This window comes from Pseudoxanthomonas sp. Root630 (assembly GCF_001427585.1).
Lineage (GTDB): Bacteria > Pseudomonadota > Gammaproteobacteria > Xanthomonadales > Xanthomonadaceae > Pseudoxanthomonas_A.
On record NZ_LMGY01000017.1, the window covers coordinates 54,732 to 77,365 of the forward strand.

Here is a 22,634-nt window from a genome sequence, read left to right on the forward strand (position 1 = left end):
GCGCATGAAGATCGTCAAGCACATCGCCAACCTCGGCTATGGCAGCCGCAAGGACGTGCAGTGGATGTTCCGCGAAGGCCGCATCACCGACGCCGCCGGCGAGGTGTTGTATGCCGACGATCCGGTGGACCACGACAACATCCGCGTGGACGGCGAGCCGCTCGATCCCGCGCCCGGCCTGACGCTGCTGCTGCACAAGCCGGTGGGCTACACCTGCTCCACCAAGGACACCGGCCGTATCGTCTACGACCTGTTCCCGCCCCGTTTCCGCGAGCGTTCGCCGGTGCTGTCCACGGTGGGACGACTGGACCGCGAGACGAGTGGCCTGCTGCTGCTGACCGACGACGGGGGCCTGCTGCACCGGATCATTTCGCCCAAGGCCAACCTGCCCAAGGTCTACGACGCCACGCTGGCGCAGGATCTGCGCGGCGATGAAGGCGCGCTCTTCGCCAGCGGCACGCTGATGCTGGAATCGGAGCAGACGCCGCTTGCGCCGGCCCACCTGCACGCCGTCGATCCGCGCCATGCGCAGCTGACGCTCACCGAAGGCCGCTACCACCAGGTGCGCCGCATGTTCGCCGCGGTCGGCAACCATGTCGAAGCACTGCATCGAACCCGCATCGGCGGACTGACGCTGGACGATCTTGCGCCCGGACAGTGGCGCGTGCTCGACGAAGATGATCTGCGCCATCTCTTCGAGGCCGGCGCGTGAGCGATCCTTCGCTGCCCTTCGTGCCGGCTGCGGTGATCTTCGACATGGACGGGCTGATGCTGGACAGCGAGCGCGCCATCATCGGGTGCCTGGCCGAGGCGGCACGCGAGCGCGGCCATCACCTGCCCGAGCTGCTATGGCTGTCGATGGTGGGCCACAGTGAGTCGGTCTGCCGTCACCTGCTGGACGAAGCGGTCGGCGAAGCGGAGCGCGATCGGATCCTGCAGCGCTCGCACGTGCTGTACGACGCGGTCGTCGCCGCCGGCGTGCCGCACCGTCCCGGGATCCTGGCGATGCTGGATTTCCTCGACGCCCGTGGCATCCCGCATGCCGTCGCCACCTCCACCCGGCGCCCCCTGGCGCTACGCAAGCTGGAAGCGGCCGGCCTGCTGTCGCGCTTCGACGCCGTCTGCACCAGCAGCGATGTCGAACATCCCAAGCCCGCGCCCGATGTCTACCTGCTCGCGGCGCGCTCGCTGGGCGTGGATCCCGCGCACTGCCTGGTGCTGGAGGATTCGCCAACCGGCGTGCGCGCCGCGCTGGCCGCGGGCATGCACCCCATCCAGATCCCCGACCTGCTGGAACCCGACGACGCCGTGCGCTCGCTCGGCCACACCATCCTGCCGTCGCTGGATGATGCGCGTCGATTGCTGGAGCAGAAGCTGGCGACGCAGCCGGATGTCTGATGTGGGAGCGACGTAAGTCGCGAAGCTGTTCAGCGAAACCCCTAGGTACCGCCAGGTGCTCCACCTACGGCGCTCCCCGCAACACCCGCCCATGCTCGCTTCTTTGTCAGGAGCACTCGCATGTCGGGATACTCGGATCTGAGGAAAGGACGCTTCTCCCAGCCGGGTCGAACCTATCTGGTGACATTCACGACTGCAGATCGCCGCCCTCTTTTTGCACATCCTGAGCGTGCCATGGACGCCTGCCAGGCCATGACCTCGTCGCGGTTGTGGTATCGGTCCAGGTTGTTGTGCTGGGTGCTGATGCCGGACCACTGGCACGGCGTGATCGAACTGGGCGAGTTGGATGGCCTTTCAGCCATGGTGCAGCGCTTGAAGACCAACAGCGCCAGGGTCGTCCGCTCGCGGCATCCCGAGACAGCGCGCGTCTGGGAGAGGGGATTCCACGATCACGCACTCCGCAACGGTTCCACCATGCTGGCGACAGCGCGATACATCGTCGCAAATCCGCTGCGTGCGGGGCTGGCGCGAAGTGTCGGGGGCTATCCATGGTGGGATGCCGTCTGGCTGTGACTAAGAGCTTTCGCGACTTACGTCGCTCCCACACCATCACGCCATGCCGGCCGGCGCCGCCCGATCACTCCCCAAACAGCTTCGCCCATCCCGCATGCCCCAGCGCATCCAGTGTCTTCACGTTGCGCTCGACGATGACGTCCGGGTCCGGGAAGGCTTCCACGGCGCGGTCGATGCTGGCTTCGCGCAGCAGGTGCAGGGTGGGGTAGGGCGAACGGTTGGTGTAGTTGCTGATGTCGTCCGGCATCGTGCCGGCGAACTGGTAATCCGGATGGAAGCTGGCGACCTGGATGACGCCCTGCAGGTCGAGCGCTTCGACGGCCGCATCGGCGTTCTCGAGGAAGTCGTTGTAGTCCAGGAAGTCCGTCAGCACGTCCGGGTGCACGATCAGCGTGGTGTCGACCTGCTCGGGATCGGTGTCGCGCAACAGCACCAGTTCTTCCGCCAGTTCCTCCAGCAGGGCTTCCGGCGTGCTGGCGTCGCTCAGCACGAAGCGCACCTGCTGTTTCACGTACACCGCCTTGGCGAACGGGCACAGGTTCAGCCCGATCACCGCGCGCTCCACCCAGCGACGCGTGGCGTCGATGGGGTCGGTTGCGTCGTCGGGAATGGCAGGCGACTCAGTCACGGAAGTTGTCGAACTGCAACGGCAGCTCGAACTCCGTCTTCTTCAGCAGCGCGATGACATCCTGCAGGTCGTCGCGCTTCTTGCCGGTGACGCGCAGCTTGTCGCCGTTGATCTGCGCTTCCACCTTCAGCTTGGCGTCCTTGATGGTGGAGACGATCTTCTTCGCCAGCTTCTGTTCGATGCCCTGCTGGACCGTGATCTTCTGGCGCGCGCCGGCGAGGTTGGTTTCCACGTCGCCGAAGTCCAGGCAGCGGGCGTCGATCTGGCGGGCGATCAGGCGCGCACGCAGGATGTCGGTCATCTGCTTGAGTTGGAAATCGCTGGGCGCGGACTGGGTGATCAGTTTCTCTTCCAGCACGAACTTGGCGTCCACGCCCTTGAAATCGAAGCGGGTGGACAGTTCGCGGTTGGCCTGGTCCACGGCGTTGGTGAGCTCGTGGACGTTGACTTCGGAGACGACGTCGAAGGAAGGCATGGGGGAATCCTGTTACCGGGCGCGGAATTCTACCGTGCGCCGGGAAGCGGGATCGCGTCCGTCGGTGGCGGCGCGCCTGCGGGACGCCACAGCCCCGCAAGACGGCGGGCCGTTTCGCATAGCAGCAGGGGAACGGTCCAGCTGCACCAGAGCAGGGTCGCGATCAGGCCCGGCGAGGGCATGAGTCCGCCCGCGATCGCGACGGGCAGCGACAGGCGGAAGACGATCGGCGCCAGCGTCACCGCGTAGTTGCGGACCATCCAGCGGCGGTGCCGGTCCACGAGGCCGTGACGGATGGCGATCAGGCCGGTCAGTCCGGTGGTCAGCCAGGCCAGGGCGGTCGCGGAGAACGCGAGACGGATGGCGAACGGTGCGGGCGACGTGGCGATCAGGCCGATGGCGCCGGTCGCGGCGACCAGCATGCCGGACAGGTGGATGCGGCCAGTGACGCGATGCAGGCGCGGATGACGGCGGCGCCACTGGGTCAGGAATTGCACGGGCCCGAGCAGCACGGTGGTGAGGCCGCCGGCCAAGTGCATCCACAGCCAGCCCCGCCGCGTCATGAACATGCCATAGGCGGCCGAATCGAGATGCCGGTATTTGCCGTAGGCGGCAAGCAGGAACTCGATGCTGGCGATCCCGAGCAGCAACCACAGGCCGGCCCAGGCCAGGCGAAGGGCGCGCCGCGAGCGGGGCGGGGCGCTGCGGTGTGGCGTGATCCCTGTCATCGGCCTGCCTGCGCGGGTGGGTGCGCGCAGGGTAGCGCACGGGCTACGGGACACGACCAGGGAAGGCGATAATGAGGCATGGTCAACCCACGTCCCTCGCTCACCTCCGCCATCCTGCTGATGCTGGCTGCGGTGCTGTTGTTCGCGCTGATGGATGCGGGGCTGAAGCTGCTGTCCGCGCATTACCCGCCGCTGCAGGTCGCTGCGCTGCGCGGGCTGTCGTCATTGCCACTGGTTGCGATCTGGGTGTTGGCGACGGTGCCGGCCGCCTCGCTGTTGCGGGTGCACTGGCCGCTGCACTTGCTGCGCGGTGCGCTGGGCATCGCGATGATGGCCGGGTTCGTGTACGGCCTGCGCACCATGCCGCTGTCGACGGCGTATGCCATCACGTTCGTGGCGCCGCTGCTGATCACCGCAATGGCAGGGCCGTTGTTGAAGGAGCGGGTGGGGGCGGGGCGCTGGACCGCGATCGTCATCGGCCTGGTCGGCGTGCTGGTGATCCTGCGGCCGACCGGCGAAGGCATGCTGACCGCCGGCGGACTGGCCATCCTGGTGGCGGCGATCTGCTATGCACTGGGCGCGGTGACCGTGCGCATGCTCGCGCAACGGGACAGCACGCAGGCGCTGGTGTTCTGGTTCGTCGTGTTGCTGTCGCTCGGCGCCTCGTTGCTCGCCTGGCCCGCGTGGAAGCCGCTTCAGCCCGCGCATGCCTGGATCATCGTCGGCGTGGGTGTCTCGGGCTCACTCGCACAGGTCGCGCTGACCGAGGCCTTCCGCCGCGGTGAAGCCTCGTTGATCGCGCCGCTCGAATACACGGCGCTGGTCTGGGGCGTGATCCTCGATGTCACGTTGTGGTCGGTGCTGCCGGACGGCGTGACCTGGATCGGTGCGGGCATCATCGTGGCCAGCGGGCTGTATCTGTTGCGTCGCGAGAAGGTGCACGTGGAAGCCGAGCATCCCTGACGCCGTGCGCTTTTCGGGCATGATGCGGCCATGCCGATCGTGCTCGCCCTGCTCGTCCTGTTCCTGCTGCTGGCGCTGTGGGTGGTGGCCTTGCCGCTGACCCTGTGGCAGCGCTATCGCTACGGCCGTGCGCGCCGGATGGCGCGCGACTGGTTGCTCGCGCTCAATGCGTGGAGCCTGCTGGTGTCGGTGGCGATCTTCGTCGCGGTGAGTGCGCTGGGGCTGTTCTGGTGGCCGGACAGTCTGGTCGGCGCGGGCGTCGGGCTCGCGGTGGGCGCACTGCTCGGCCTGGTCGGCCTGTGGCTCACGCGCTGGGAAGTCGCACCGCAGGGCGTGTTCTATCAGCCCAATGCATGGCTGTCCCTGCTGCTGGTGGCCATCGTGGCCGGTCGCATCGTGCTGGGTGTCGTGCAGATGTGGCAGTACTGGCAGGCCGGTGCCGTGGCGCCCACGCATGCGTTGTTGAGCGGCCATGGCAGCCTGCTCGCAGTGGCCGGCGTGCTGCTGGGCCACTATCTGGTCTACGCGTGGGGCGTGAAAGGGCGCGTGGCGCGCCTGCGTCGCCTGCAGGGGCGTGGCGGCCGCTGAAACAAGAAGACGGCGGGCCCGGAAGCCCGCCGCCGTATCGACGCGATGGAGCGATGGATCAGAAGCGCGCGCCGATACCCACACCCACGACCCACGGGTCGATCGTCAGTTCTTCGCCGGTGCCCTGGCCGGCGACGCGTACACCGGCGTCGCCCTTCAGGTAACGCGCATCCGCACGCGCGAACCAGGTCTGGTTGATGTTGAAGTCCACGCCAGCGGTCGCGATGGCGCCCTTGGCGGTCTCCAGGCCGACGTGCGCATCCTCGGTGCCGATGCTCTCGTTGCTGAAGTTGGACTCGTAATAGCCCAGGCCCACGAACGGGCGCATCACCTTGTCCGGCGTGCCGAAGTGGTACTGGCCGCTCAGCGCGATCGGCTGCTGGTCGACGGTGCCGAGCTTGCCGGCGCCGTCGGCCTTCACGCGATGGTTGAACTTGTCGGCCGCGCCCCACAACTCCACCGCGATGTTGTCGGTGGCGTACCAGCTGGCGCTGATGACCGGCGCGACATCGCCGTCGACCTTCAGGCCCGGGGCCGGGTCATTGTCGGGCTTCAGGATGGCGGCGCCGCCGACCACGGCGAAGCGCTTGCCGCTGGTCGAAGCGGACGATGCGGTATCGGCGGACGTGTCCTGGGCGAAGGCGGCCGGAACGGCCATCAGCGAAGCAAGGGCGATCGTGAGAGTGCGGATCGAAGTCATGCGGGGATCTCCTGTAGTGTTCTTATCGCCTCCGATGACGCGACGCGGAGCACGTGCGGCATCGAAGGCGTGGGCACCGTAACCAGCCGCGCATGAACGTCGTCCGCCCTCCGACGTGAACCGAATGCAACATCGGCGATATGCAGCGCAGGTTCATCGGTTTTTCACCGTGTCTCGACATGGCGGCACATCCGCGAGGTGTCTGCGCGTATGCGGATACCGCATGACGCGGCGACACGGCTGCGCTAATGTCGCGCCGAAGAGGAGGCGCGCATGGTCAGCAGCAAGGCGAAGACGGTGGAGCAATACCTCGCGGAACTGCCCGAGGATCACCGCACGGTGATCGCATCGGTCCGCGACCTGGTCAATCGGCACATCCCCGATGGCTACGTCGAGGCGATGAACTGGGGCATGATCGCGTGGGAGGTGCCGTTGTCGCGCTATCCGACCACCTACAACAAGCAGCCGCTGCCGTATGTCGCGCTCGCGGCGCAGAAGCAGTACTACGCGCTTTACCTGACCGTGTGCTACGCGAACTCCGCGCAGGACGTGGTGCTGCGCAACGCCTATGCGGACGCCGGCATGAAGCTGGACATGGGCAAGAGCTGCCTGCGCTTCAAGAAGCCGGCCGATCTGCTGCCCGGGGTGATCGGCGGCGTGATCGCCTCGACGCCGGTGGACACGCTTATTGCACAATACGAAGCCAGCCGCGCACGGACGTGACCCGCATGCCCCCTGCAAAACGCAAGCGCCGCACCGGCACCGCCACGACGGCGCTGCCGTCGCCTGGCGACCACCTGACGATGGCGGACCTGGCGAAGGTGGCCGGGGTATCGGCGATCACCGTGTCGCGGGCGTTGCGCGACAGCCCGCTGGTGAACGCCGAGACGCGGGCCCGCGTGCGCGAGGTGGCGCAGCAGTACGGCTATGCGTTCAACGTCAGCGCACGCAACCTCAAGCTCCGCCGCAGCATGACGGTGGCGGTGGTGGTGGAAATGAAGCCCACCGTCGAACGGCAGATGTCCGGGCCGTACCCGCTCGACTTGCTGGGCGGCATCACCCAGGAACTGACCTCCAGCGGCTACAGCGTGCTGCTGACCTCGCTGCAGGGGGGCTCGCTGCCGAACGTGCAGGCCGCCGACGGCGTGATCCTGCTCGGCCAGGGCGCGCATGAGGATGCGATGCACGAGGTGCAGCGCTGGGGCCGGCCGATGGTGGTGTGGGGCGCGGTCAGCCGGCACGAATCGCAGGTGGTGGTCGGCAGCGACAATCGCCGCGGCGGTGCTTTGGCCGCCGAGCGCTTCATCGCGCTGGGCCGCAGCCGTCCCGCCTTCCTCGGCGATCCTGCCCACGGCGAGTTCGCCGAGCGCCTGGAAGGCTTCGGTGCCGCGCTGGCGCGGCATGGCATCACGCCGATCGCGCCGACCGTCACCAGCTTCACCGTTGGGGCGGGCGCGGATGCGGTGCATGCGCTGCTGCAGGCGCACCCGCAGGTGGACGCCCTGTTCGCTGCCAGCGATCTGTTGGCCATCGGGGCGATCCGCGCGCTGATCGAGCGTGGCCGGCGGGTGCCCGAGGACGTCTCGGTGATCGGCTACGACGACTCCCCGCTGGGCGCGACCTACGTGCCGCCACTGACCTCGGTGCACCAGAACTTCATCGATGCCGGTGTGCTGCTGGCCCGCAAGGTGCGTGCCCTGATCGAAGGCGACCAGGCGGGTTCCGAGACCCTGCCGACCCATCTGGTCGTCCGCACGACCTGAGCGCAGCGCGCTGCTGCATCGCAGCGTCCACCCGGTGGACATCCGGTCGTGCTCACCTGCGCCGGAATCCGGCTAATTCATTGAATTGAAAGGCCTTGATCCACGCCGAAGCCGTGGCGGCCGAGGTGCTTCGGCGCATGCGAGGCTTCTTTGACATCGATAACTTGACATCGATAACAACGACTTCTAGCGTGCCCCCGCCCGTGGTCCCGCCACGGCCGGTAACAGGTGAGCACGAGGATGTCGGTGGAACAGAAGCAGGCGCACACATCGGGTGGGGACACGGCACCGGGCGAAGGCCGGTCCGACCCCTGGCGACTCACCCAGCGGGCGTTCGACGCCGAGCGCGCGGCGCGCGATGAAACCCTGTTCGCCCTCGCCAACGGCACGCTGGGCGTACGCGGTGCGCTGGAGGAAGACGACAGCCCCAGCGACGGCACGTTCCTGTCGAGCGTGTTCGAACAGAACCCCATCCACTACCACGAGCGCTTCCCCGGCTTCACCCGCAGCACCGACACGCGGGTGCCGGTGGCCGAGGGCAAGCACCTCCGGCTGCAGCTCGGCGACACGCCGCTGCGCCTGCAGGAGGCCGAGTGGCTGGACTTCGAGCGCACGCTGGATCTCGCCGCCGGTGCGCTGGACCGCCGCCTGCGCCTGAAGACCGCGCAAGGCCATACCCTCGAGATCCGCGCGCGTCGCGTGGTGCCGCTGGCCGAGCGCGCGCTGCTCGCCATCCGGTTCGAAGTCGCGTCCGTCGATTACGCGGGCCCATTGACGCTGTGCTCGTCGATCGAGACCGGACGCCAGGCCGTGGAGCAGGGCGATGACCCGCGCATCGGCGTGCATGGCGGCAAGGGCCTGCAGGTCGCCGACGAGCACGCCGATGCCGAGGGCGCGCAACTTACCCAGCGGACCCATCACAGCGGCGTCGCCCTGGTGTGCGCGCAACGGCACCGGCTGTCGCCGGGCCTGGTGTTCGCCGGCGCGCAGGCGAACGAAGGACGGGTGGAGCAGCGCTTCGATGCCGTGCTGTCGCCGGGCGCGTCCGTGGTGGTCGAAAAGTACGTGGCCTACGACGATGGCAATGGCGACGCGCGGGACGGCGTGGAGGCCGTGCTGGCGCGCGCGCAGCGCGAGGGTTTCGACGGCATCGCCACCACGCAGGCCGACGCGATGCGCGCGTTCTGGCAGCGCGCCGGCCTGTCGGTGGACGGCGACCCGGCGGCGGAGCTGGCGCTGCGCTTCAACCTGTTCCACCTGCTGCAATCGGCCGGTCGCGACGGTATCAACGGCACGGCGGCCAAGGGCATCACGGGCGAGGGCTACGAAGGCCACTGCTTCTGGGATACCGAAGCCTTCGTGCTGCCGGTGATGGCGTTCACCGCGCCGGACGTGGCGCGCGCGATGCTGATGTACCGCTTCCGCACGCTGGACGGCGCACGCGACACTGCGCGTGCGATGAACCATCCCAGCGGTGCGCTGTATCCCTGGCGCACCATCGCCGGCCGCGAATGTTCCGCGCACTATCCCAGCGGCTCGGCGGCGTACCACATCAATGCCGCCATCGCCTACGGGATCGGGCTTTATCTCGACGCCAGCGATGATCTCGACTTCCTCAGCGAGGCTGGCGCCGAGATTCTTTTCGAGACCGCGCGCATCTGGCCGCAGGCCGGCCATTTCAATCCGCGGCTCGACGGGGCGTTCTGCATCCACGAGGTCACGGGGCCGGACGAATACACCACGCTGGTCAACAACAACTGGTACACCAACCGGATGGCGCAGCGGCACCTGCAGCGCGCGGTCGAAGCCTGGAAGCGCCTGTCCGCCGATCGTCCCGACGCGCTGCGCGCCCTCGCGACGCGCATCGGGCTCGGGGTCGGCGAAGTCGCGCTGTGGCAGCGTGCCGCCGACGCGATGCACCTGCCGATCGATGACGCGCTCGGCATCCACCCGCAGGACGACGACTTCCTCGCCAAGCCGCGCTGGCCGTTCCCGAAGCGCGAAGGGCCGCATCGCCCCCTGTTGCTCGATTACCACCCGCTCACCCTGTACCGGCACCAGGTCTGCAAGCAGGCCGACGTGGTGATGGCGATGGTGCTGGCCGGCGATGGCATCGACCAGGGCACCAAGCGCCGCGACTTCGATTACTACGACGCCGTCACCACCCACGACTCCACGCTGTCGGCGCCCGTGTACGGCATCCTGGCCAGCGAGGTCGGCCAGGACGACAAGGCCTGGGACTATTTCGACGCCAGCCTGCGCGTGGACCTGGACGACCTGCACGGCAACACCGACCACGGCGTGCACATGGCGGCGATGGCCGGCAGCTGGCTGGGGCTGGTGCAGGGCTTCGGCGGACTGCGCATCGTCGCGGGTCGCCTGCAGTTCGCTCCCACATTGCCGCACGCCTGGAAGGGATACGGCTTCAACCTCCGCTGGCGCGGCTGCGCCCTGCGCGTGGACGTGGACGCGCGCGGCGCCCGCTATCGCCTCGACGAGGGCGACGCGCTGGCCTTCGGTCACGCCGGCAGCGACGTGGTGCTGAAGGCAGGTCGCGAAGTCGTGCTGCCGCTCGCCGTGCCGTCGCCACCGAAGATGCCGCTGCCCCGCGCCTGCGATGCGCTGATCTTCGATCTCGACGGCGTGCTGACCGACACCGCGCACACGCACTACCGGGCGTGGAAGCGATTGGCCGACGAAATCGGCGTGCCGTTCGACCTGCAGGTCAACGAGCGCCTGAAGGGTGTGGACCGGATGGCGTCGCTGGAGATCATCCTCGAGCGCGCCACACGTACCTACTCGGCCGACGAGAAGCGCGCGCTGGCCGACACCAAGAACGGTTACTACGTGCAGGAGATCGCCAGTGTCGGGCCGCAGGACCTGTTCGACGGCGTGCACGACGTACTCGCTGCCGCGCGCGCCGCGGGCCTGAAGCTGGGCCTCGCCTCGGCCAGCCGGAATGCGCCGGCGCTGCTGCAGAAGCTGGGCATCGCCGACCGCTTCGACTACGTCGCCGATGCCGGCCGCATCGTCCGCGCCAAGCCCGACCCGGCCATCTTCCTCGACGTCGCCGCCGCGCTCGGCGTGCCGGCGCACCGCTGCATCGGCGTGGAAGACGCCGCCGCCGGTATCGAGGCCATCCATGCGGCGGGCATGGCCGCGATCGGCATCGGCGATGCGCGTGCGTTGCGCCATGCCGACGCCGTCATCCCGCACATCAACGCGTTTGACCTGAGGACGTTCGTATCGCCTTGACCGCACGTGGCCAGAGAAGCCGCGGTGGGCAGCCAGCCAACAACACGACAACAATGCAAGTGGAGGGAGGGACCATGCAACACACCAAGCACCCGATGCGCTACGCCCTGTCGGCCGCCATCGCGCTGGCGCTATCGCCGGCGCTGGCGAGCGCGCAGGAAGCCGCACCCGCGGCGCCGGCCGAACAGGAGGCCAAGACGCTGGACGCGGTGGTCGTCAGCGGCACGGCCAAGTTCAAGGGCCTGCGCAAGCGCGACGCCAGCTTCTCGATCAGCACCGCCACGCCCGAGCAGATCCAGGAAACCGCGCCCACCAGCACCGCCGACCTGCTGAAGATCGTGCCGGGCGTCTGGGCCGAGGCCAGCGGCGGCGGTACCGGCGCCAATGTCTTCGTGCGCGGCATGCCGTCCGAAGGCGATGCACCGTTCTTCACCCTGCAGCTGGACGGCTCGCCGATCTTCCCGCCGCCGACGTTGTCGTTCCTCGAGAACACCACGCTGTTCCGCATCGACGACACCATCGCGCGCGTCGAAGGCCTGCGCGGCGGCCCTAGCCCCATCTACTCGAACGGCCAGCCCGGCGTCACCGTCAACTTCATCCAGAAGAAGGGCGAAGACATCCCCGAGGGCCTGGTGCGGTTGACCGTGGGCACCGACGACCTGCGTCGCCTCGACTTCTACAGCGGTGGCCCGCTGGGCGAGAACACCGGCTGGTACTACAGCGTGGGCGGCTTCTACCGCGAGACCGACGGCGTGCGCCAGACCGGCTTCCCGGTGGAGAAGGGTGGCCAGTTGAGCGCCACGCTGACCAAGCGCTGGGCCGAGGGCGAGTTCAACCTCTACGCGCGCCACACCGACGACAAGAACACCTTCTACACTGCGGTGCCGCTGGTCTCGCGCAACAACGGCGAGGACATCTCCGGCTTCCCGGGGCTGGATCCCACCACGGGCACGCTGGTCGGCGACGACTTCCGCCGGGTGACGCTGCCGACCGGCGTCGGCAACCAGACGATGACGCGCGACCTGGCCGATGGCCGTGGCGTGGACATCGATGTGTTCGGCGGTTCGCTGGACTGGTATGTCGGCAACTGGACGATCAGCGACAAGTTCAACTACCTGAAAGGCGATGCGCCGACCTACGCGTTGTTCACCGGCGCGAATCCGCAGACGCTGTCGTCGTACATCACCGATACCTATGGCGCGGGCGTGACCGGCACCGGCACCTTCGTCAACGGCGGCGGCACGGTGGACCCGAACCAGCAGGTGCTGACGGCGGGCTTCTGGGTGGTGGAGAAGGAGATCAGCTCGTTCACGAACGACCTGCGCTTCAGCATCGACCTGACCGAGCGGAATGCGCTGACCTTCGGTGTGTACTACGCGGACTACTCGTCCAAGGACCGCTGGTGGCTGGGCAACAACATGCTGCTCACCGCGCAGGACAACGCGCGCCGCGTGAACCTGGCGCTGTCCAACGGGCAGGTCGCCACGCGCGATGGCTTCGTGGGCACCGCGTTCTACAACATCCGCGGCGACTACGACGGCCAGAACACCGCCTTCTTCATCGCCGACGAATGGACCGTCAACGACCGCATCCGCCTGGATGCCGGCGTGCGCTACGAGCGGCAGGAGGTCAACGGTACGGTGTGGGATCCGGTCACGGTCGACCTGGATGGCAACCCGAACACGCTGTACGACAACAACACCTCGGTCTCGACCACGCCGCGCAGCATCGACCAGAACGACAGCGACGTGTCCTGGACGGCGGGCCTGAACTACACGCTCAACGACAGCGTCAGCCTGTTCGGCCGCGTCAACTCCGGCTTCACCTTCCCGCAGTTCGACAACCTGCGCGACGGCGCCAACAACAAGACCGAGATCGATCAGTACGAGTTGGGCCTGAAGGCCGGCGGCGAGACGTACGAGATGTACCTCACCGCGTTCTACAACGACTTCACCGGCCTGCGGTACCAGGCGTTCGACAACAACGGCAACAACGTCGTGATCATCGGCGACTCGAAGGCGCGTGGCCTGGAATTCGAGGGTGCGTGGCGGCCGGTCGGTGGGTTCGAGCTGGCCTGGAACGCGACCTGGCTGCGCGCCAAGTACGGCGACTTCGCCACCTACGACGGCAACCAGGTGGTGCGCCAGCCGAAGTTCCGCGCGCGGCTGACGCCGAGCTACTACTGGTCGCTGCCGTGGGGCGACCTGAAGGTGTTCACCACCTACACCCACGTGGGCGATCGCTATTCGGATCCCGCCAATGGCCAGGTGCTGCCGAAGTACGACACCTGGGATGTCGGCGCCAGCGCGCACCTGGGCGACCACTGGGAGTTCACCTTCTCGGGCCGCAACGTGACCGACGAGATCGCGCTGACCGAAGGCAACGCCCGCGTGCTGGGCAATGCGACCAGCGGTGGCGTGTTCATGGGCCGTCCGCTGGAAGGCACGTCGTACCAGGCCTCCGTCGCCTACCGCTGGTGACGTAGCGCGGCCCGCGTTCCCGCGGGCCGTCTTCCGCCGCCGTGCCGTCTCTCCCCGGCGCGGCGGTGGTTCTCTCTCTCACGCGCTGCGCCGCGAGGCGTGGCCGTTCCCGCGCACGCCAGCCGATGCGGCTAGGATGCGTCCGAACCGACCGGTACCGCCCATGACGCGCACCCGCATGATCCTGGCGATGATCCTGACCTACATGATCTTCGCCATGCTGTTGAACTCCGTGGGCACGGTGATCCTGCAGTCCATCCAGGGCTTCGGCATCAGCAAGGCCGATGCGAGCCTGCTGGAGGCGTTCAAGGACCTGCCGATCGCGGTCACGTCGTTCCTGGTGGCCTCGTTCCTGCCGAGGCTGGGCTACCGTCGCGCGATGATGCTCGGCTTGTCGCTGGTCGCGCTCGCCTGCGCCGCGATGCCGCTGCTGCATGCGTTCTGGGCGACGAAGCTGCTGTTCACCGCGGTCGGCGTGTCGTTCGCGCTGGTGAAGGTGTCGGTGTATTCCAGCATCGGCCTGCTGACCGAGGATGCGAAAGGGCATGCCGCATTGACCAGCACGGTCGAGGGCTGGTTCATGGTCGGCATCCTGGGCAGCGCGTGGCTGTTCGCCGCCTTCATCAATGCCGAGGTGCCGGGCGATCCGGTCTGGCTGGACGTCTACTGGGTACTCGCCGCGTTGTGCGTGGCGGTGGTCGTCCTGCTGGCGACCTGCACGCTGGATGAGCGCGCCGCGCAGGATGGCCATGCGGCGGGCGAGTCCTTCGTCGATATGTTCCGCCTGCTGGCGCTGCCACTGGTGGCGGTGTTCCTGGTGTCGGCCTTCCTCTACGTGCTGATGGAGCAGGCGATCAACACCTGGCTGCCGACCTTCAATCGCGAAATCCTGCACCTGCCCACCACGCTCAGCGTGCAGGCGGCCGGCATCTTCGCCGGTTCGCTGGCGCTGGGCCGGCTGGGCGGCGGCGTGCTGCTGCGGCGCGTGCCCTGGTTCTGGCTGCTGAGCGGTTGCGTGGTCGCGATGGCGGCGCTGGTGCTGGTGGCGCTGCCGCTGGCCGCCAACGTGCAGCCGCGCGAGGGCATGACGTGGTGGAACGCGCCGCTGGCCGCGTACGTGTTCCCGTTGATCGGCCTGTTGATGGCGCCGATCTACCCGGCCATCAATTCGGTGGTGCTGAGTGCGCTGCCGAAGGCGCGGCATGCGGCGATGACGGGTTTGATCGTGGTGTTCTCGGCACTCGGCGGCACCACCGGGTCGTACATCACCGGGCAGTTGTTCGCGCATTTCGACGGGTCGCGCGCGTTCTATCTGCTGCTGGCGCCGATGGCGATGCTGCTGGTGTCGATGGCGCTGCTGCACCGCGCCGTGTCGCGTCGCGACCGGGCGACGGCGCCCGCCTGAGGGCGCTCGCACCCGCGCACCGCGGGGCTTGGCGTATCGTGTCGCCACCTTTCGTACGGGACCCGACATGAACGCGACCGGCGTGGCCTTGGCCCTCTTCATCGGCATGCTGCTGCCGCTCCAGGCGCTGATCAACGCGTCGCTGGGCCGGCAGTCGTTCGGCCCGGTGTTCGCCTCGCTGGCCTCTTTCATGGTCGGCACCGGTGTATTGCTGGTGTGGTGGTTGCTGACGCGGCCGGTGTTCGTGCCTGCCGCACTGGCCAAGGTGCCGTGGTGGGCCTGGACCGGCGGCGTGATCGGTGCGGTCTTCGTCGCATCCGCCACGCTGCTGGTGCCGCGGCTGGGAGCGGCGTCGCTGATCTGCCTGGTCGTCGCGGGCCAGCTGGTCGGGTCGGTGCTGCTCGACCACTTCGGCGTGCTGCACGCGCGCCAGCCGGTGGACACGCTGCGCGTGGTGGGCCTGCTGCTGGTGGTGGCCGGCGCGACCCTGGTGGTCCGACCCTGGCAGGCCACGGGCGGCTGAGCGATGGGCGAGGTGCTGGTCGGCCTGCCGCCGCGCGCGGATGCGCGTTGCCGCGTGCTGGTGCTTGGCTCCATGCCGGGCGACGCATCATTGCGCGGCGCGCAGTACTACGCGCATCCGCGCAATCGGTTCTGGCCGGTGATGGGCGCGCTGTGCGGATTCGATCCGGAGGCGCCTTACGAAGCGCGCTTCGACGCATTGAGGCGTGCCGGTGTCGGCGTGTGGGATGTCATCGGTCGCTGCGAGCGCCCGGGCAGCCTGGACGCGGCCATCGTGCGCGGCAGCGAAGTCCCCAATGCCATCGGCGACTGGCTTGGGGCGCATCCCGAGGTCGTCGCGATCGCGCTCAATGGCGGCAAGGCGGCTGACGCGTTCCGCCGGCATGTCCGGCCGACGCTGGCCGATCCACTGCCGGCCCTGCTCGCATTGCCCTCGACCAGTCCCGCGCACGCGGCGATGGGATTGCCCGCTTTGTTGGAGGCCTGGGGCGCGATCACCCCGTTTCTGCGGCGTCCTGCCTGACAATGCGGCGGCGTATCGTGCGCGTGCATCGCGGCGAACCAAAGCGATACCAATGGCGTCGCGTGCGCGTTGGCAAGGCCATCACGGCATGCATTGTCCCGGCGGGGACAGCAATTAACACCAAGGGATGGTTGGCGCATCGCGCCACTGCGGACACAATAGGGGTTCCCCTCTTCACGCCCGCACCGGAGTAACGCCATGTCCGACATCAAGGAAGCCAAAGTCCCCGATATCGGTGACTACGACGGCGTACCGGTGATCGAGATCCTGGTCGCCGTGGGCGACACGGTGAAGAAGGACCAGGGCCTGGTCACGCTGGAATCGGACAAGGCGACGATGGAAGTGCCGTCGCCGTTCGCCGGCGTGGTGAAGGAGATCAAGGTCAAGCTGGGCGACGAGATCGCCGAAGGCGCCGTCGTCGCGCTGATCGAAACCAGCGAAGGCGCCGCCGAGGCCAAGCCGGCCGCCGCGCCGGCCCCCACGCCCGCCGCCGAGACCGGTACCAAGGTCGAACCCGTCGCCGTTTCGCCGACGCCGGACAAGATCGCCCAGCGCGAGATCGCGCAGGAGCGCGCCGCACCCGCCGTGGCGCCCGCCGCCTCGCGCGTGCTGGACGACAAGCCGGGCATCGATCCGGAAGCCTCGCCGCCGCGTACCCCGCCGGTCGAGTTCAATGCCGACCGCGTGCTCCCCGAGAAGGTGGCCTACGCCAGCCCCGCCGTGCGCCTGTTCGCGCGCGAGCTCGGCGTGGACCTCAATCAGGTCAGCGGCAGCGAGCGCGGTGGCCGCATCAGCAAGGAAGACGTGCAGAAGTACGTCAAGGGCGCGCTGGCCGGCGGCGTGTCCGCACCCGCCGCAGCAGGCGCACCGGCCGCGGCCGGTGGCGGGCTGAACCTGCTGCCGTGGCCGAAGGTCGACTTCAGCAAGTTCGGCGAGACCGAAGTCGTCGCGCTGTCGCGCATCAAGAAGATTTCCGGCGCCAACCTGGCGCGCAACTGGGCGATGATCCCGCACGTCACCCAGCACGACCACGCCGACATCACCGACCTGGAAGCGCTGCGCGTGGCGCTGAACAAGGAAAACGAGAAGGCGGGCATCAAGCTGACCATGCTCGCCTTCCTGATGAAGGCCAGCGTCTCGGCGCTGAAGAAGTTCCCCGACTTCAACGCCTCGCTCGATGCCAGCGGCGAGAACCTCACGCTGAAGAAGTATTTCCACGTCGGTTTCGCCGCCGACACGCCGAACGGCCTGGTCGTGCCGGTGATCCGCGACGTCGACAAGAAGGGCGTCAACGAGATCGCGCAGGAAAGCGGCGAGCTGGCCAAGAAGGCGCGCGACGGCAAGCTCGGCCCGGCCGAGATGTCCGGCGGCTGCTTCTCGATCTCCTCGCTGGGCGGCATCGGCGGCGTGGCGTTCACTCCGATCGTCAATGCGCCGGAAGTCGCGATCCTCGGCGTGTCCAAGTCGTCGATCCAGCCGGTGTGGGACGGCAAGCAGTTCCAGCCGCGCCTGATGCTGCCGCTGTCGCTGAGCTACGACCACCGCGTGATCGACGGCGCCGCCGCGGCGCGCTTCACCGCCTACCTCGCCCAGTTGCTGGGCGACATGCGCCGCGTGCTGCTGTAAGGAGACCGAGACCATGGCGAACACGATCGAAGTCAAAGTCCCCGACATCGGCGATTACAGCGATGTGCCGGTCATCGAAATCCTGGTTGCCGTCGGCGACGCGGTGAAGAAGGACCAGGGCCTGGTCACGCTGGAATCGGACAAGGCCACGCTGGAAGTGCCGTCCTCGGCCGCCGGCGTGGTGAAGGAAATCAAGGTCAAGCTCGGCGACGCGCTGTCCGAAGGCAGCGTCGTGGCGGTGCTGGAAGCCGAAGGCGCCGCCGTCTCCGCGCCCGCGCCGGCCGCACCTCCGGCACCTGCAACGCCGGCCCCGACGCCGGCTGCCGCCCCTGCGCCCGTTGTCCCGGCCGCATCGCCCGCCGCGCCCGGTGGTGGTGGGCTGATCGAAGCGAAGGTGCCTGATATCGGCGACTACGACGGCGTACCGGTCATCGAGATCCTGGTCGCCGTCGGCGACACGGTGAAGAAGGACCAGGGCCTGGTCACGCTGGAGTCGGACAAGGCGACGATGGAAGTGCCGTCGCCCGCTGCCGGCGTCATCAAGGAAATCAAGGTCAAGCTGGGCGATTCGCTGGCCGAAGGCAGCCTGGTCGCGATCCTGGAAGGCGAGGGCGCCACGGCGGCGCCCGCCAAGGCCGCCCCGGTGGCGCCGTCCCCGGCAGCGCCCGCTGCACCGGCGACCTCGGCGCCGAAGCCGGCCCTGGGCACCGGCAAGACCGCCGACATCGAATGCCGCATCGTCGTGATCGGGTCGGGCCCGGGTGGTTACACCGCCGCGTTCCGCGCCGCGGACCTCGGCCTCGACACCGTGCTGATCGAGCGTTACGAAACCCTCGGCGGCGTCTGCCTCAACGTGGGCTGCATCCCGTCGAAGGCCTTGCTGCATGCGGCGGCGCTGATCGAAGAAGCCTCGCACTCCGAAGACATCGGCATCAGCTTCGGCAAGCCGAAGATCGATATCGACAAGCTGCGCGGCTTCAAGCAGGACAAGGTGGTCGGCCAGTTCACCAAGGGCCTGGCCGGCATGGCCAAGCAGCGCAAGGTGCGCACCGTCACCGGCGTGGCGAAGTTCGTCTCGCCGAACGAGCTCGAGATCGTCGGCAGCGATGGCAAGACGCAGCTGCTGCGCTTCGAGCAATGCATCATCGCCGCCGGCTCGCAGGCGGTGAAGCTGCCGAACTTCCCGTGGGACGATCCTCGCGTGATGGATTCCACCGATGCGCTGCAGCTGGCCGACGTGCCGAAGAAGCTGCTCGTGGTCGGTGGCGGCATCATCGGCCTGGAAATGGCGACGGTGTACCGCGCGCTGGGCGCGGAGGTGACCGTGGTCGAGTTCATGGACCAGCTGATGCCGGGCGCCGACAAGGACCTGGTGAAGCCGCTGGCCGATCGCCTGAAGAAGCAGGGCGCGGTCGTGCACCTGAAGACCAAGGCCGCCAAGGTCGAGGCGTCGAAGAAGGGCATCACCGTGCACTTCGAAAGCGCCACCGAAGGCCAGAAGCCGGACCTGGAAACGGGCACGTGGGACCGCGTGCTGGTGGCTGTCGGCCGCTCGCCCAACGGCGGCAAGCTGGATGCCGGCAAGGCCGGCGTGACGGTCACCGACCGCGGTTTCATCCCGGTCGATGCGCAGATGCGTACCAACGTGCCGCACATCTTCGCCATCGGCGACCTGGTCGGCCAGCCGATGCTGGCGCACAAGGCGACGCACGAGGGCAAGCTGGCGGCGGAAGTGGCCGCCGGCGAGAAGAAGGAGTGGGTGGCGCGGGTGATCCCGTCGGTGGCCTACACCGATCCGGAAATCGCCTGGGTCGGCGTGACCGAGACCGAAGCCAAGGCCAAGGGCCTGAAGATCGGCGTGGGCAAGTTCCCGTGGGTGGCGTCGGCGCGCGCCGTCGGCATCGGTCGTGGTGAAGGCTCGACCAAGCTCATCTTCGACGAGCACACCCACCGCATCATCGGTGCCGGCATCGTCGGCGTGCATGCGGGCGATCTGATCAGCGAACTGGCGCTGGCGATCGAGATGGGCGCGGAAGCCGGCGACATCGGCGCAACCATCCATCCGCACCCGACGCTCAGCGAATCTGTGGCGATGGCCGCCGAGGTCTACGAAGGCACCATCACCGACCTGTATATCCCGAAGAAGAAGTAAGCCGTCCCCAGGCATCGCAGCAACGAAAAAGGCCGCGCTAATGCGCGGCCTTTCTCTTTTCGGCGAATGCGTCAGGCGGGCAGGGGCATCGCCCTCGCGGCACGCCGCGCCTCGATCCGCTTCCATACCTTCTCGTGGAAGTGGAACACCACCGTATTGGTCGCCGGCTCGATCAGCGCCAGCATGCCGCCCACCAGCAGGCGGCCGGTGAACAGGTAGCCCAGGGTGAAGGCCACCGAGAAATGCAGGATCGCGAAGCTCAGGGTCTTGTTCATGGCCGCACCAGACGCTCGAAGATGAGAATTGATCTCATTGTGGGGCTGCCCATTGGCAAGTCCAATGGATTGATCGAGTTGGATTGATAGCGTCTGGCTATCGGTGCCTTTTCCCCCGAAAAGGCGAAGCCCCGGGGGCAGCCGGGGCTTCGGGAGGCCTGCGACGGAGCATCGGACGAGGAAGTTGAGCAGCAGGCCTTGGAGGGACTGACACGCGGTTTTCGCCAAAGTTCCGGAGAATCCGCAGGAAAATTCTGAATAGGGGAAACGGTTACATCCAGACAGGCCAAGGGCTGGCGGGCAAACGCGCCGTCGCCAGCGCTTTCGACCTTTGGCGGTTGTCCCGGAAATTGTCCCGCTGCTATACTTTTGCGGCTCGGCGAGGCGCTTTACCGCCTTGTACCCCGCCAATTCCGTAGGGCTTTCGTGTGCTGAATTCCGTCGCTGCGGGCCGGCGGCTAGTGTTGCGCGCCGCCGTCTGGCAGACGGTCGCGGTACTGCTGGTCGCGCTGCTGTTCCTGCTCTGGGGCGTGCCCCACGCAGTCGCGGCGGCCGTCGGAGGGTTGGCGATCGTGGCTGGCGCACTGCTGGCGGCCTGGATGGCCTTCGGCGGTGGCGTACTCGGCGCCGTTTCGGCGGTGCTGAGGCTGGTCGCGGGGATGGTGGTGAAGTGGGTCGTGGTGATCGGCGTGCTGGTGATGGGCGCGGGGCTGTACAAGCTGCCCCCGCTGCCCCTGATGGCAGGCGTGGTCGCCGGACTGGTGGCACAGATGCTGGCTGCGGTTGGCAAGCAGCGATAAACCCAATCTAGACGAAAGGTTTCCGACACATGGCGGGCGAGGCTCTAACTCCCACCACCTACATCCAGCACCACCTGAAGAACCTCACGGCCCAGGTGGGCGGTGATGGTCCCTTCTGGACGATCAACGTCGACACGTTCGTGACGGCCGTGCTGATGGGGCTGCTGATCGTGTTCGCGTTCTGGCTGGCTACCCGCAAGGCGACCGCCGGCGTGCCGGGCAAGTGGCAGGCCTTCGTCGAGATCATGCTCGAGTTCGTCGACAAGCAGGCCCGCGACACCTACCACGGGACCAGCAAGCTGGTGACGCCCATCGCGATCACCATCTTCTTCTGGATCCTGATGATGAACCTGCTGAAGATGATCCCGGCAGACTTCATCGCCAAGCCGCTCGAACTGCTGGGCGTGGGCTACTGGAAGCCGGTCCCCACCGCCGACGTCAATGCCACCCTGGGCATGTCGATCAGCGTGTTCTTCCTGATGATCGTCTTCGCCTTCCGCTCGAAGGGCTTCGGCGGCTTCGCCAAGGAGTTCCTGACGGCACCGTTCGGCAAGTGGATGATGCCGTTCAACCTGATCCTCAACATCGTCGAATGGGTCAGCAAGCCCATCTCCCTGGCGATGCGACTGTTCGGCAACATGTTCGGCGGCGAGATCGTGTTCCTGCTGATCTGGGTGCTGGGCGGCGCGGGCATCGTCGGCATGTTCGGCGGCGCGGTATTCGGCCTGGGCTGGATGCTGTTCCACCTGCTCGTCATCCCGCTGCAGGCGTTCATCTTCATGATGCTGTCGATCGTCTACCTCAGCTTGTCGGAAGACAGCCACTAACGTTTCCGCTTCACCGTTTCGCCTTTTACCATCCACCTTTCAAGCACTTAAGTTCCGGAGATCACCATGGAAAGCATCCTCACCAACCTCGCCCAGGTCCAGGCTTCGACCGCCCTCGCCATCGGCATCATGATCGGCCTGGCCGCGCTGGGCGCCGGTCTGGGTCTGGCCATCATGGCCGGCAAGTTCCTGGAATCGGCTGCCCGCCAGCCGGAGCTGATCCCGGTCCTGCAGGTCCGCATGTTCATCACCGCCGGCCTGATCGACGCCGCGTTCATCATCTCGGTCGCCGTGGGCCTGCTGTTCGCCTTCGCCAGCCCGTTCATCACGATCTTCACCGAGCAGCTGGCCAAGCTGGCTGGCGGCTGAGAAGCCGCGTGAAGCCTGACCGCGGCGGTTCGCCCCCGCGGTCGGCCATCAGGCGTCGCTGGGCGCGCGCGTTGTGCGCGGGCCCTTCCTCACCGGCAGGTTTACGATGAATATCAATCTCACTCTGTTCGCCCAGGCGCTGGCCTTCGCTGGCCTGATCTGGATCATTGCGACCAAAATCTGGCCGCCGCTGCTGGCCGCCATCGAAGAGCGCCAGCAGAAGATCGCTGACGGCCTCGCCGCTGCAGACCGCGCCAAGCGCGACCTGGAGCAGGCCGGGGACCAGGTCAACGAGGCGTTGAAGGAAGCCCGCGTCAAGGCCAACGAGATCATCGATCAGGCCCACGCGCGTGCGAACCAGATCGTCGATGCGGCCAAGAACGAAGCGATCGCCGAAGCCAACCGCCAGAAAGAACTGGCGCAGGCCGAGATCGATGCCGCCGCCACGCGTGCCCGCGAAGATCTGCGCAAGCAGGTGTCCGCGCTGGCCGTCAGCGGTGCCGAGAAGCTGTTGAAGCGCGAAATCGACGCCAACGCCCACAAGGCGCTGCTCGACGAACTCGCCGCCGAAATCTGATCCGGAC

General features: G+C 67.6%; 23 protein-coding genes. 18 read left to right on the forward strand and 5 right to left on the reverse strand.

Features of this window, described 5'->3' with window-relative positions:
• The first annotated feature begins 4 nt into the window (after nucleotides 1–4).
• The 3 genes from ASD72_RS15030 to ASD72_RS15040 all read left to right on the forward strand — a co-directional run bounded on the left by ASD72_RS15030 (nucleotide 5) and on the right by ASD72_RS15040 (nucleotide 1,971).
• A complete protein-coding gene (locus ASD72_RS15030; RefSeq protein ID WP_056880775.1) occupies nucleotides 5–712 on the forward strand; it encodes a pseudouridine synthase in 708 nt (235 codons plus the stop codon).
• Nucleotides 709–1,398 carry an HAD family phosphatase gene (locus tag ASD72_RS15035; protein ID WP_255357659.1) on the forward strand — a complete coding sequence of 230 codons (690 nt, stop codon included), beginning with the start codon at nucleotides 709–711 and terminating at the stop codon, nucleotides 1,396–1,398. The genes ASD72_RS15030 and ASD72_RS15035 overlap by 4 nt, the downstream gene beginning before the upstream one ends.
• 120 nt (nucleotides 1,399–1,518) lie before the next feature.
• On the forward strand, nucleotides 1,519–1,971 hold the full coding sequence (locus tag ASD72_RS15040; RefSeq protein WP_056880776.1) for a transposase: 453 nt from the start codon (nucleotides 1,519–1,521) through the stop codon (nucleotides 1,969–1,971).
• A 64-nt stretch (nucleotides 1,972–2,035) separates the two neighbouring features.
• On the opposite strand, the gene ASD72_RS15045 is transcribed toward ASD72_RS15040, so the two are convergent.
• From ASD72_RS15045 to ASD72_RS15055, 3 genes are read right to left on the reverse strand one after another with little or no spacing between them, the layout of a single operon-like run.
• The gene (locus tag ASD72_RS15045) at nucleotides 2,036–2,599 is read right to left on the reverse strand and encodes a DUF1415 domain-containing protein (protein ID WP_056880777.1); all 564 of its coding nucleotides are present in this window, start codon (nucleotides 2,597–2,599) and stop codon (nucleotides 2,036–2,038) included.
• Complete coding sequence (locus ASD72_RS15050; protein WP_056880778.1) at nucleotides 2,592–3,074, reverse strand: YajQ family cyclic di-GMP-binding protein; 483 nt, start codon at nucleotides 3,072–3,074, stop codon at nucleotides 2,592–2,594. Before ASD72_RS15050 ends, ASD72_RS15045 begins: the two co-directional genes overlap by 8 nt.
• A 29-nt stretch (nucleotides 3,075–3,103) precedes the next feature.
• Nucleotides 3,104–3,802 carry a DUF2306 domain-containing protein gene (locus ASD72_RS15055; RefSeq protein WP_056880779.1) on the reverse strand — a complete coding sequence of 233 codons (699 nt, stop codon included), beginning with the start codon at nucleotides 3,800–3,802 and terminating at the stop codon, nucleotides 3,104–3,106.
• Between the two features lie 78 nt (nucleotides 3,803–3,880).
• On the opposite strand from ASD72_RS15055, the gene ASD72_RS15060 reads away from it, so the two are divergent.
• Both ASD72_RS15060 and ASD72_RS15065 read left to right on the forward strand, forming a co-directional pair.
• Complete coding sequence (locus ASD72_RS15060) at nucleotides 3,881–4,765, forward strand: DMT family transporter (protein ID WP_056880780.1); 885 nt, start codon at nucleotides 3,881–3,883, stop codon at nucleotides 4,763–4,765.
• A gap of 30 nt (nucleotides 4,766–4,795) precedes the next feature.
• Entirely contained in the window at nucleotides 4,796–5,353 is a 558-nt protein-coding gene (locus ASD72_RS15065; RefSeq protein ID WP_056880781.1) for a CcdC protein domain-containing protein, read from the forward strand.
• A gap of 58 nt (nucleotides 5,354–5,411) precedes the next feature.
• Here ASD72_RS15065 and ASD72_RS15070 read toward each other — a convergent pair whose 3' ends face one another.
• Complete coding sequence (locus ASD72_RS15070) at nucleotides 5,412–6,053, reverse strand: OmpW family outer membrane protein (protein ID WP_056880782.1); 642 nt, start codon at nucleotides 6,051–6,053, stop codon at nucleotides 5,412–5,414.
• 273 nt (nucleotides 6,054–6,326) lie between these two features.
• Here ASD72_RS15070 and ASD72_RS15075 point away from each other — a divergent pair, with 273 nt between their 5' ends.
• The 9 genes from ASD72_RS15075 to lpdA all read left to right on the forward strand — a co-directional run bounded on the left by ASD72_RS15075 (nucleotide 6,327) and on the right by lpdA (nucleotide 19,779).
• A complete protein-coding gene (locus tag ASD72_RS15075) occupies nucleotides 6,327–6,776 on the forward strand; it encodes a DUF1801 domain-containing protein (protein ID WP_056880783.1) in 450 nt (149 codons plus the stop codon).
• Between the two features lie 5 nt (nucleotides 6,777–6,781).
• A complete protein-coding gene (locus ASD72_RS15080) occupies nucleotides 6,782–7,816 on the forward strand; it encodes a LacI family DNA-binding transcriptional regulator (protein WP_343123686.1) in 1,035 nt (344 codons plus the stop codon).
• A 240-nt stretch (nucleotides 7,817–8,056) separates the two neighbouring features.
• Complete coding sequence (gene pgmB / locus ASD72_RS15085; protein WP_081420369.1) at nucleotides 8,057–11,071, forward strand: beta-phosphoglucomutase; 3,015 nt, start codon at nucleotides 8,057–8,059, stop codon at nucleotides 11,069–11,071.
• A gap of 74 nt (nucleotides 11,072–11,145) precedes the next feature.
• Nucleotides 11,146–13,551 carry a TonB-dependent receptor gene (locus tag ASD72_RS15090; RefSeq protein WP_056880784.1) on the forward strand — a complete coding sequence of 802 codons (2,406 nt, stop codon included), beginning with the start codon at nucleotides 11,146–11,148 and terminating at the stop codon, nucleotides 13,549–13,551.
• 163 nt (nucleotides 13,552–13,714) lie between these two features.
• A complete protein-coding gene (locus tag ASD72_RS15095; RefSeq protein ID WP_056880785.1) occupies nucleotides 13,715–14,956 on the forward strand; it encodes an MFS transporter in 1,242 nt (413 codons plus the stop codon).
• A gap of 67 nt (nucleotides 14,957–15,023) precedes the next feature.
• Nucleotides 15,024–15,479, forward strand: a complete 456-nt coding sequence (locus tag ASD72_RS15100) for a DMT family transporter (protein ID WP_056880786.1) — start codon at nucleotides 15,024–15,026, stop codon at nucleotides 15,477–15,479.
• Nucleotides 15,480–15,482: 3 nt separating this feature from the next.
• Entirely contained in the window at nucleotides 15,483–16,001 is a 519-nt protein-coding gene (locus tag ASD72_RS15105) for a DNA-deoxyinosine glycosylase (RefSeq protein ID WP_056880787.1), read from the forward strand.
• A gap of 198 nt (nucleotides 16,002–16,199) precedes the next feature.
• Nucleotides 16,200–17,627 carry a dihydrolipoyllysine-residue acetyltransferase gene (locus ASD72_RS15110; protein WP_081420370.1) on the forward strand — a complete coding sequence of 476 codons (1,428 nt, stop codon included), beginning with the start codon at nucleotides 16,200–16,202 and terminating at the stop codon, nucleotides 17,625–17,627.
• Nucleotides 17,628–17,640: 13 nt separating this feature from the next.
• Nucleotides 17,641–19,779, forward strand: a complete 2,139-nt coding sequence (gene lpdA, locus ASD72_RS15115; RefSeq protein ID WP_081420371.1) for a dihydrolipoyl dehydrogenase — start codon at nucleotides 17,641–17,643, stop codon at nucleotides 19,777–19,779.
• A 71-nt stretch (nucleotides 19,780–19,850) separates the two neighbouring features.
• Here lpdA and ASD72_RS15120 read toward each other — a convergent pair whose 3' ends face one another.
• Nucleotides 19,851–20,054 carry a DUF2061 domain-containing protein gene (locus tag ASD72_RS15120; protein WP_056880788.1) on the reverse strand — a complete coding sequence of 68 codons (204 nt, stop codon included), beginning with the start codon at nucleotides 20,052–20,054 and terminating at the stop codon, nucleotides 19,851–19,853.
• A gap of 461 nt (nucleotides 20,055–20,515) precedes the next feature.
• On the opposite strand from ASD72_RS15120, the gene ASD72_RS15125 reads away from it, so the two are divergent.
• The 4 genes from ASD72_RS15125 (at nucleotide 20,516) to ASD72_RS15140 (ending at nucleotide 22,627) form a co-directional block, all read left to right on the forward strand.
• Nucleotides 20,516–20,854 (forward strand): hypothetical protein, encoded by a 339-nt coding sequence (locus ASD72_RS15125; RefSeq protein WP_155944710.1) that lies wholly within the window; start codon nucleotides 20,516–20,518, stop codon nucleotides 20,852–20,854.
• A gap of 29 nt (nucleotides 20,855–20,883) precedes the next feature.
• Nucleotides 20,884–21,681 carry a F0F1 ATP synthase subunit A gene (atpB, locus tag ASD72_RS15130; protein ID WP_056880790.1) on the forward strand — a complete coding sequence of 266 codons (798 nt, stop codon included), beginning with the start codon at nucleotides 20,884–20,886 and terminating at the stop codon, nucleotides 21,679–21,681.
• A gap of 66 nt (nucleotides 21,682–21,747) precedes the next feature.
• Nucleotides 21,748–22,050: a F0F1 ATP synthase subunit C gene (atpE, locus tag ASD72_RS15135; RefSeq protein WP_056880791.1), complete on the forward strand. Its 303-nt coding sequence runs from the start codon at nucleotides 21,748–21,750 to the stop codon at nucleotides 22,048–22,050.
• Nucleotides 22,051–22,156: 106 nt separating this feature from the next.
• The gene (locus ASD72_RS15140; RefSeq protein WP_056880792.1) at nucleotides 22,157–22,627 is read left to right on the forward strand and encodes a F0F1 ATP synthase subunit B; all 471 of its coding nucleotides are present in this window, start codon (nucleotides 22,157–22,159) and stop codon (nucleotides 22,625–22,627) included.
• The last annotated feature ends 7 nt before the right edge of the window (nucleotides 22,628–22,634 follow it).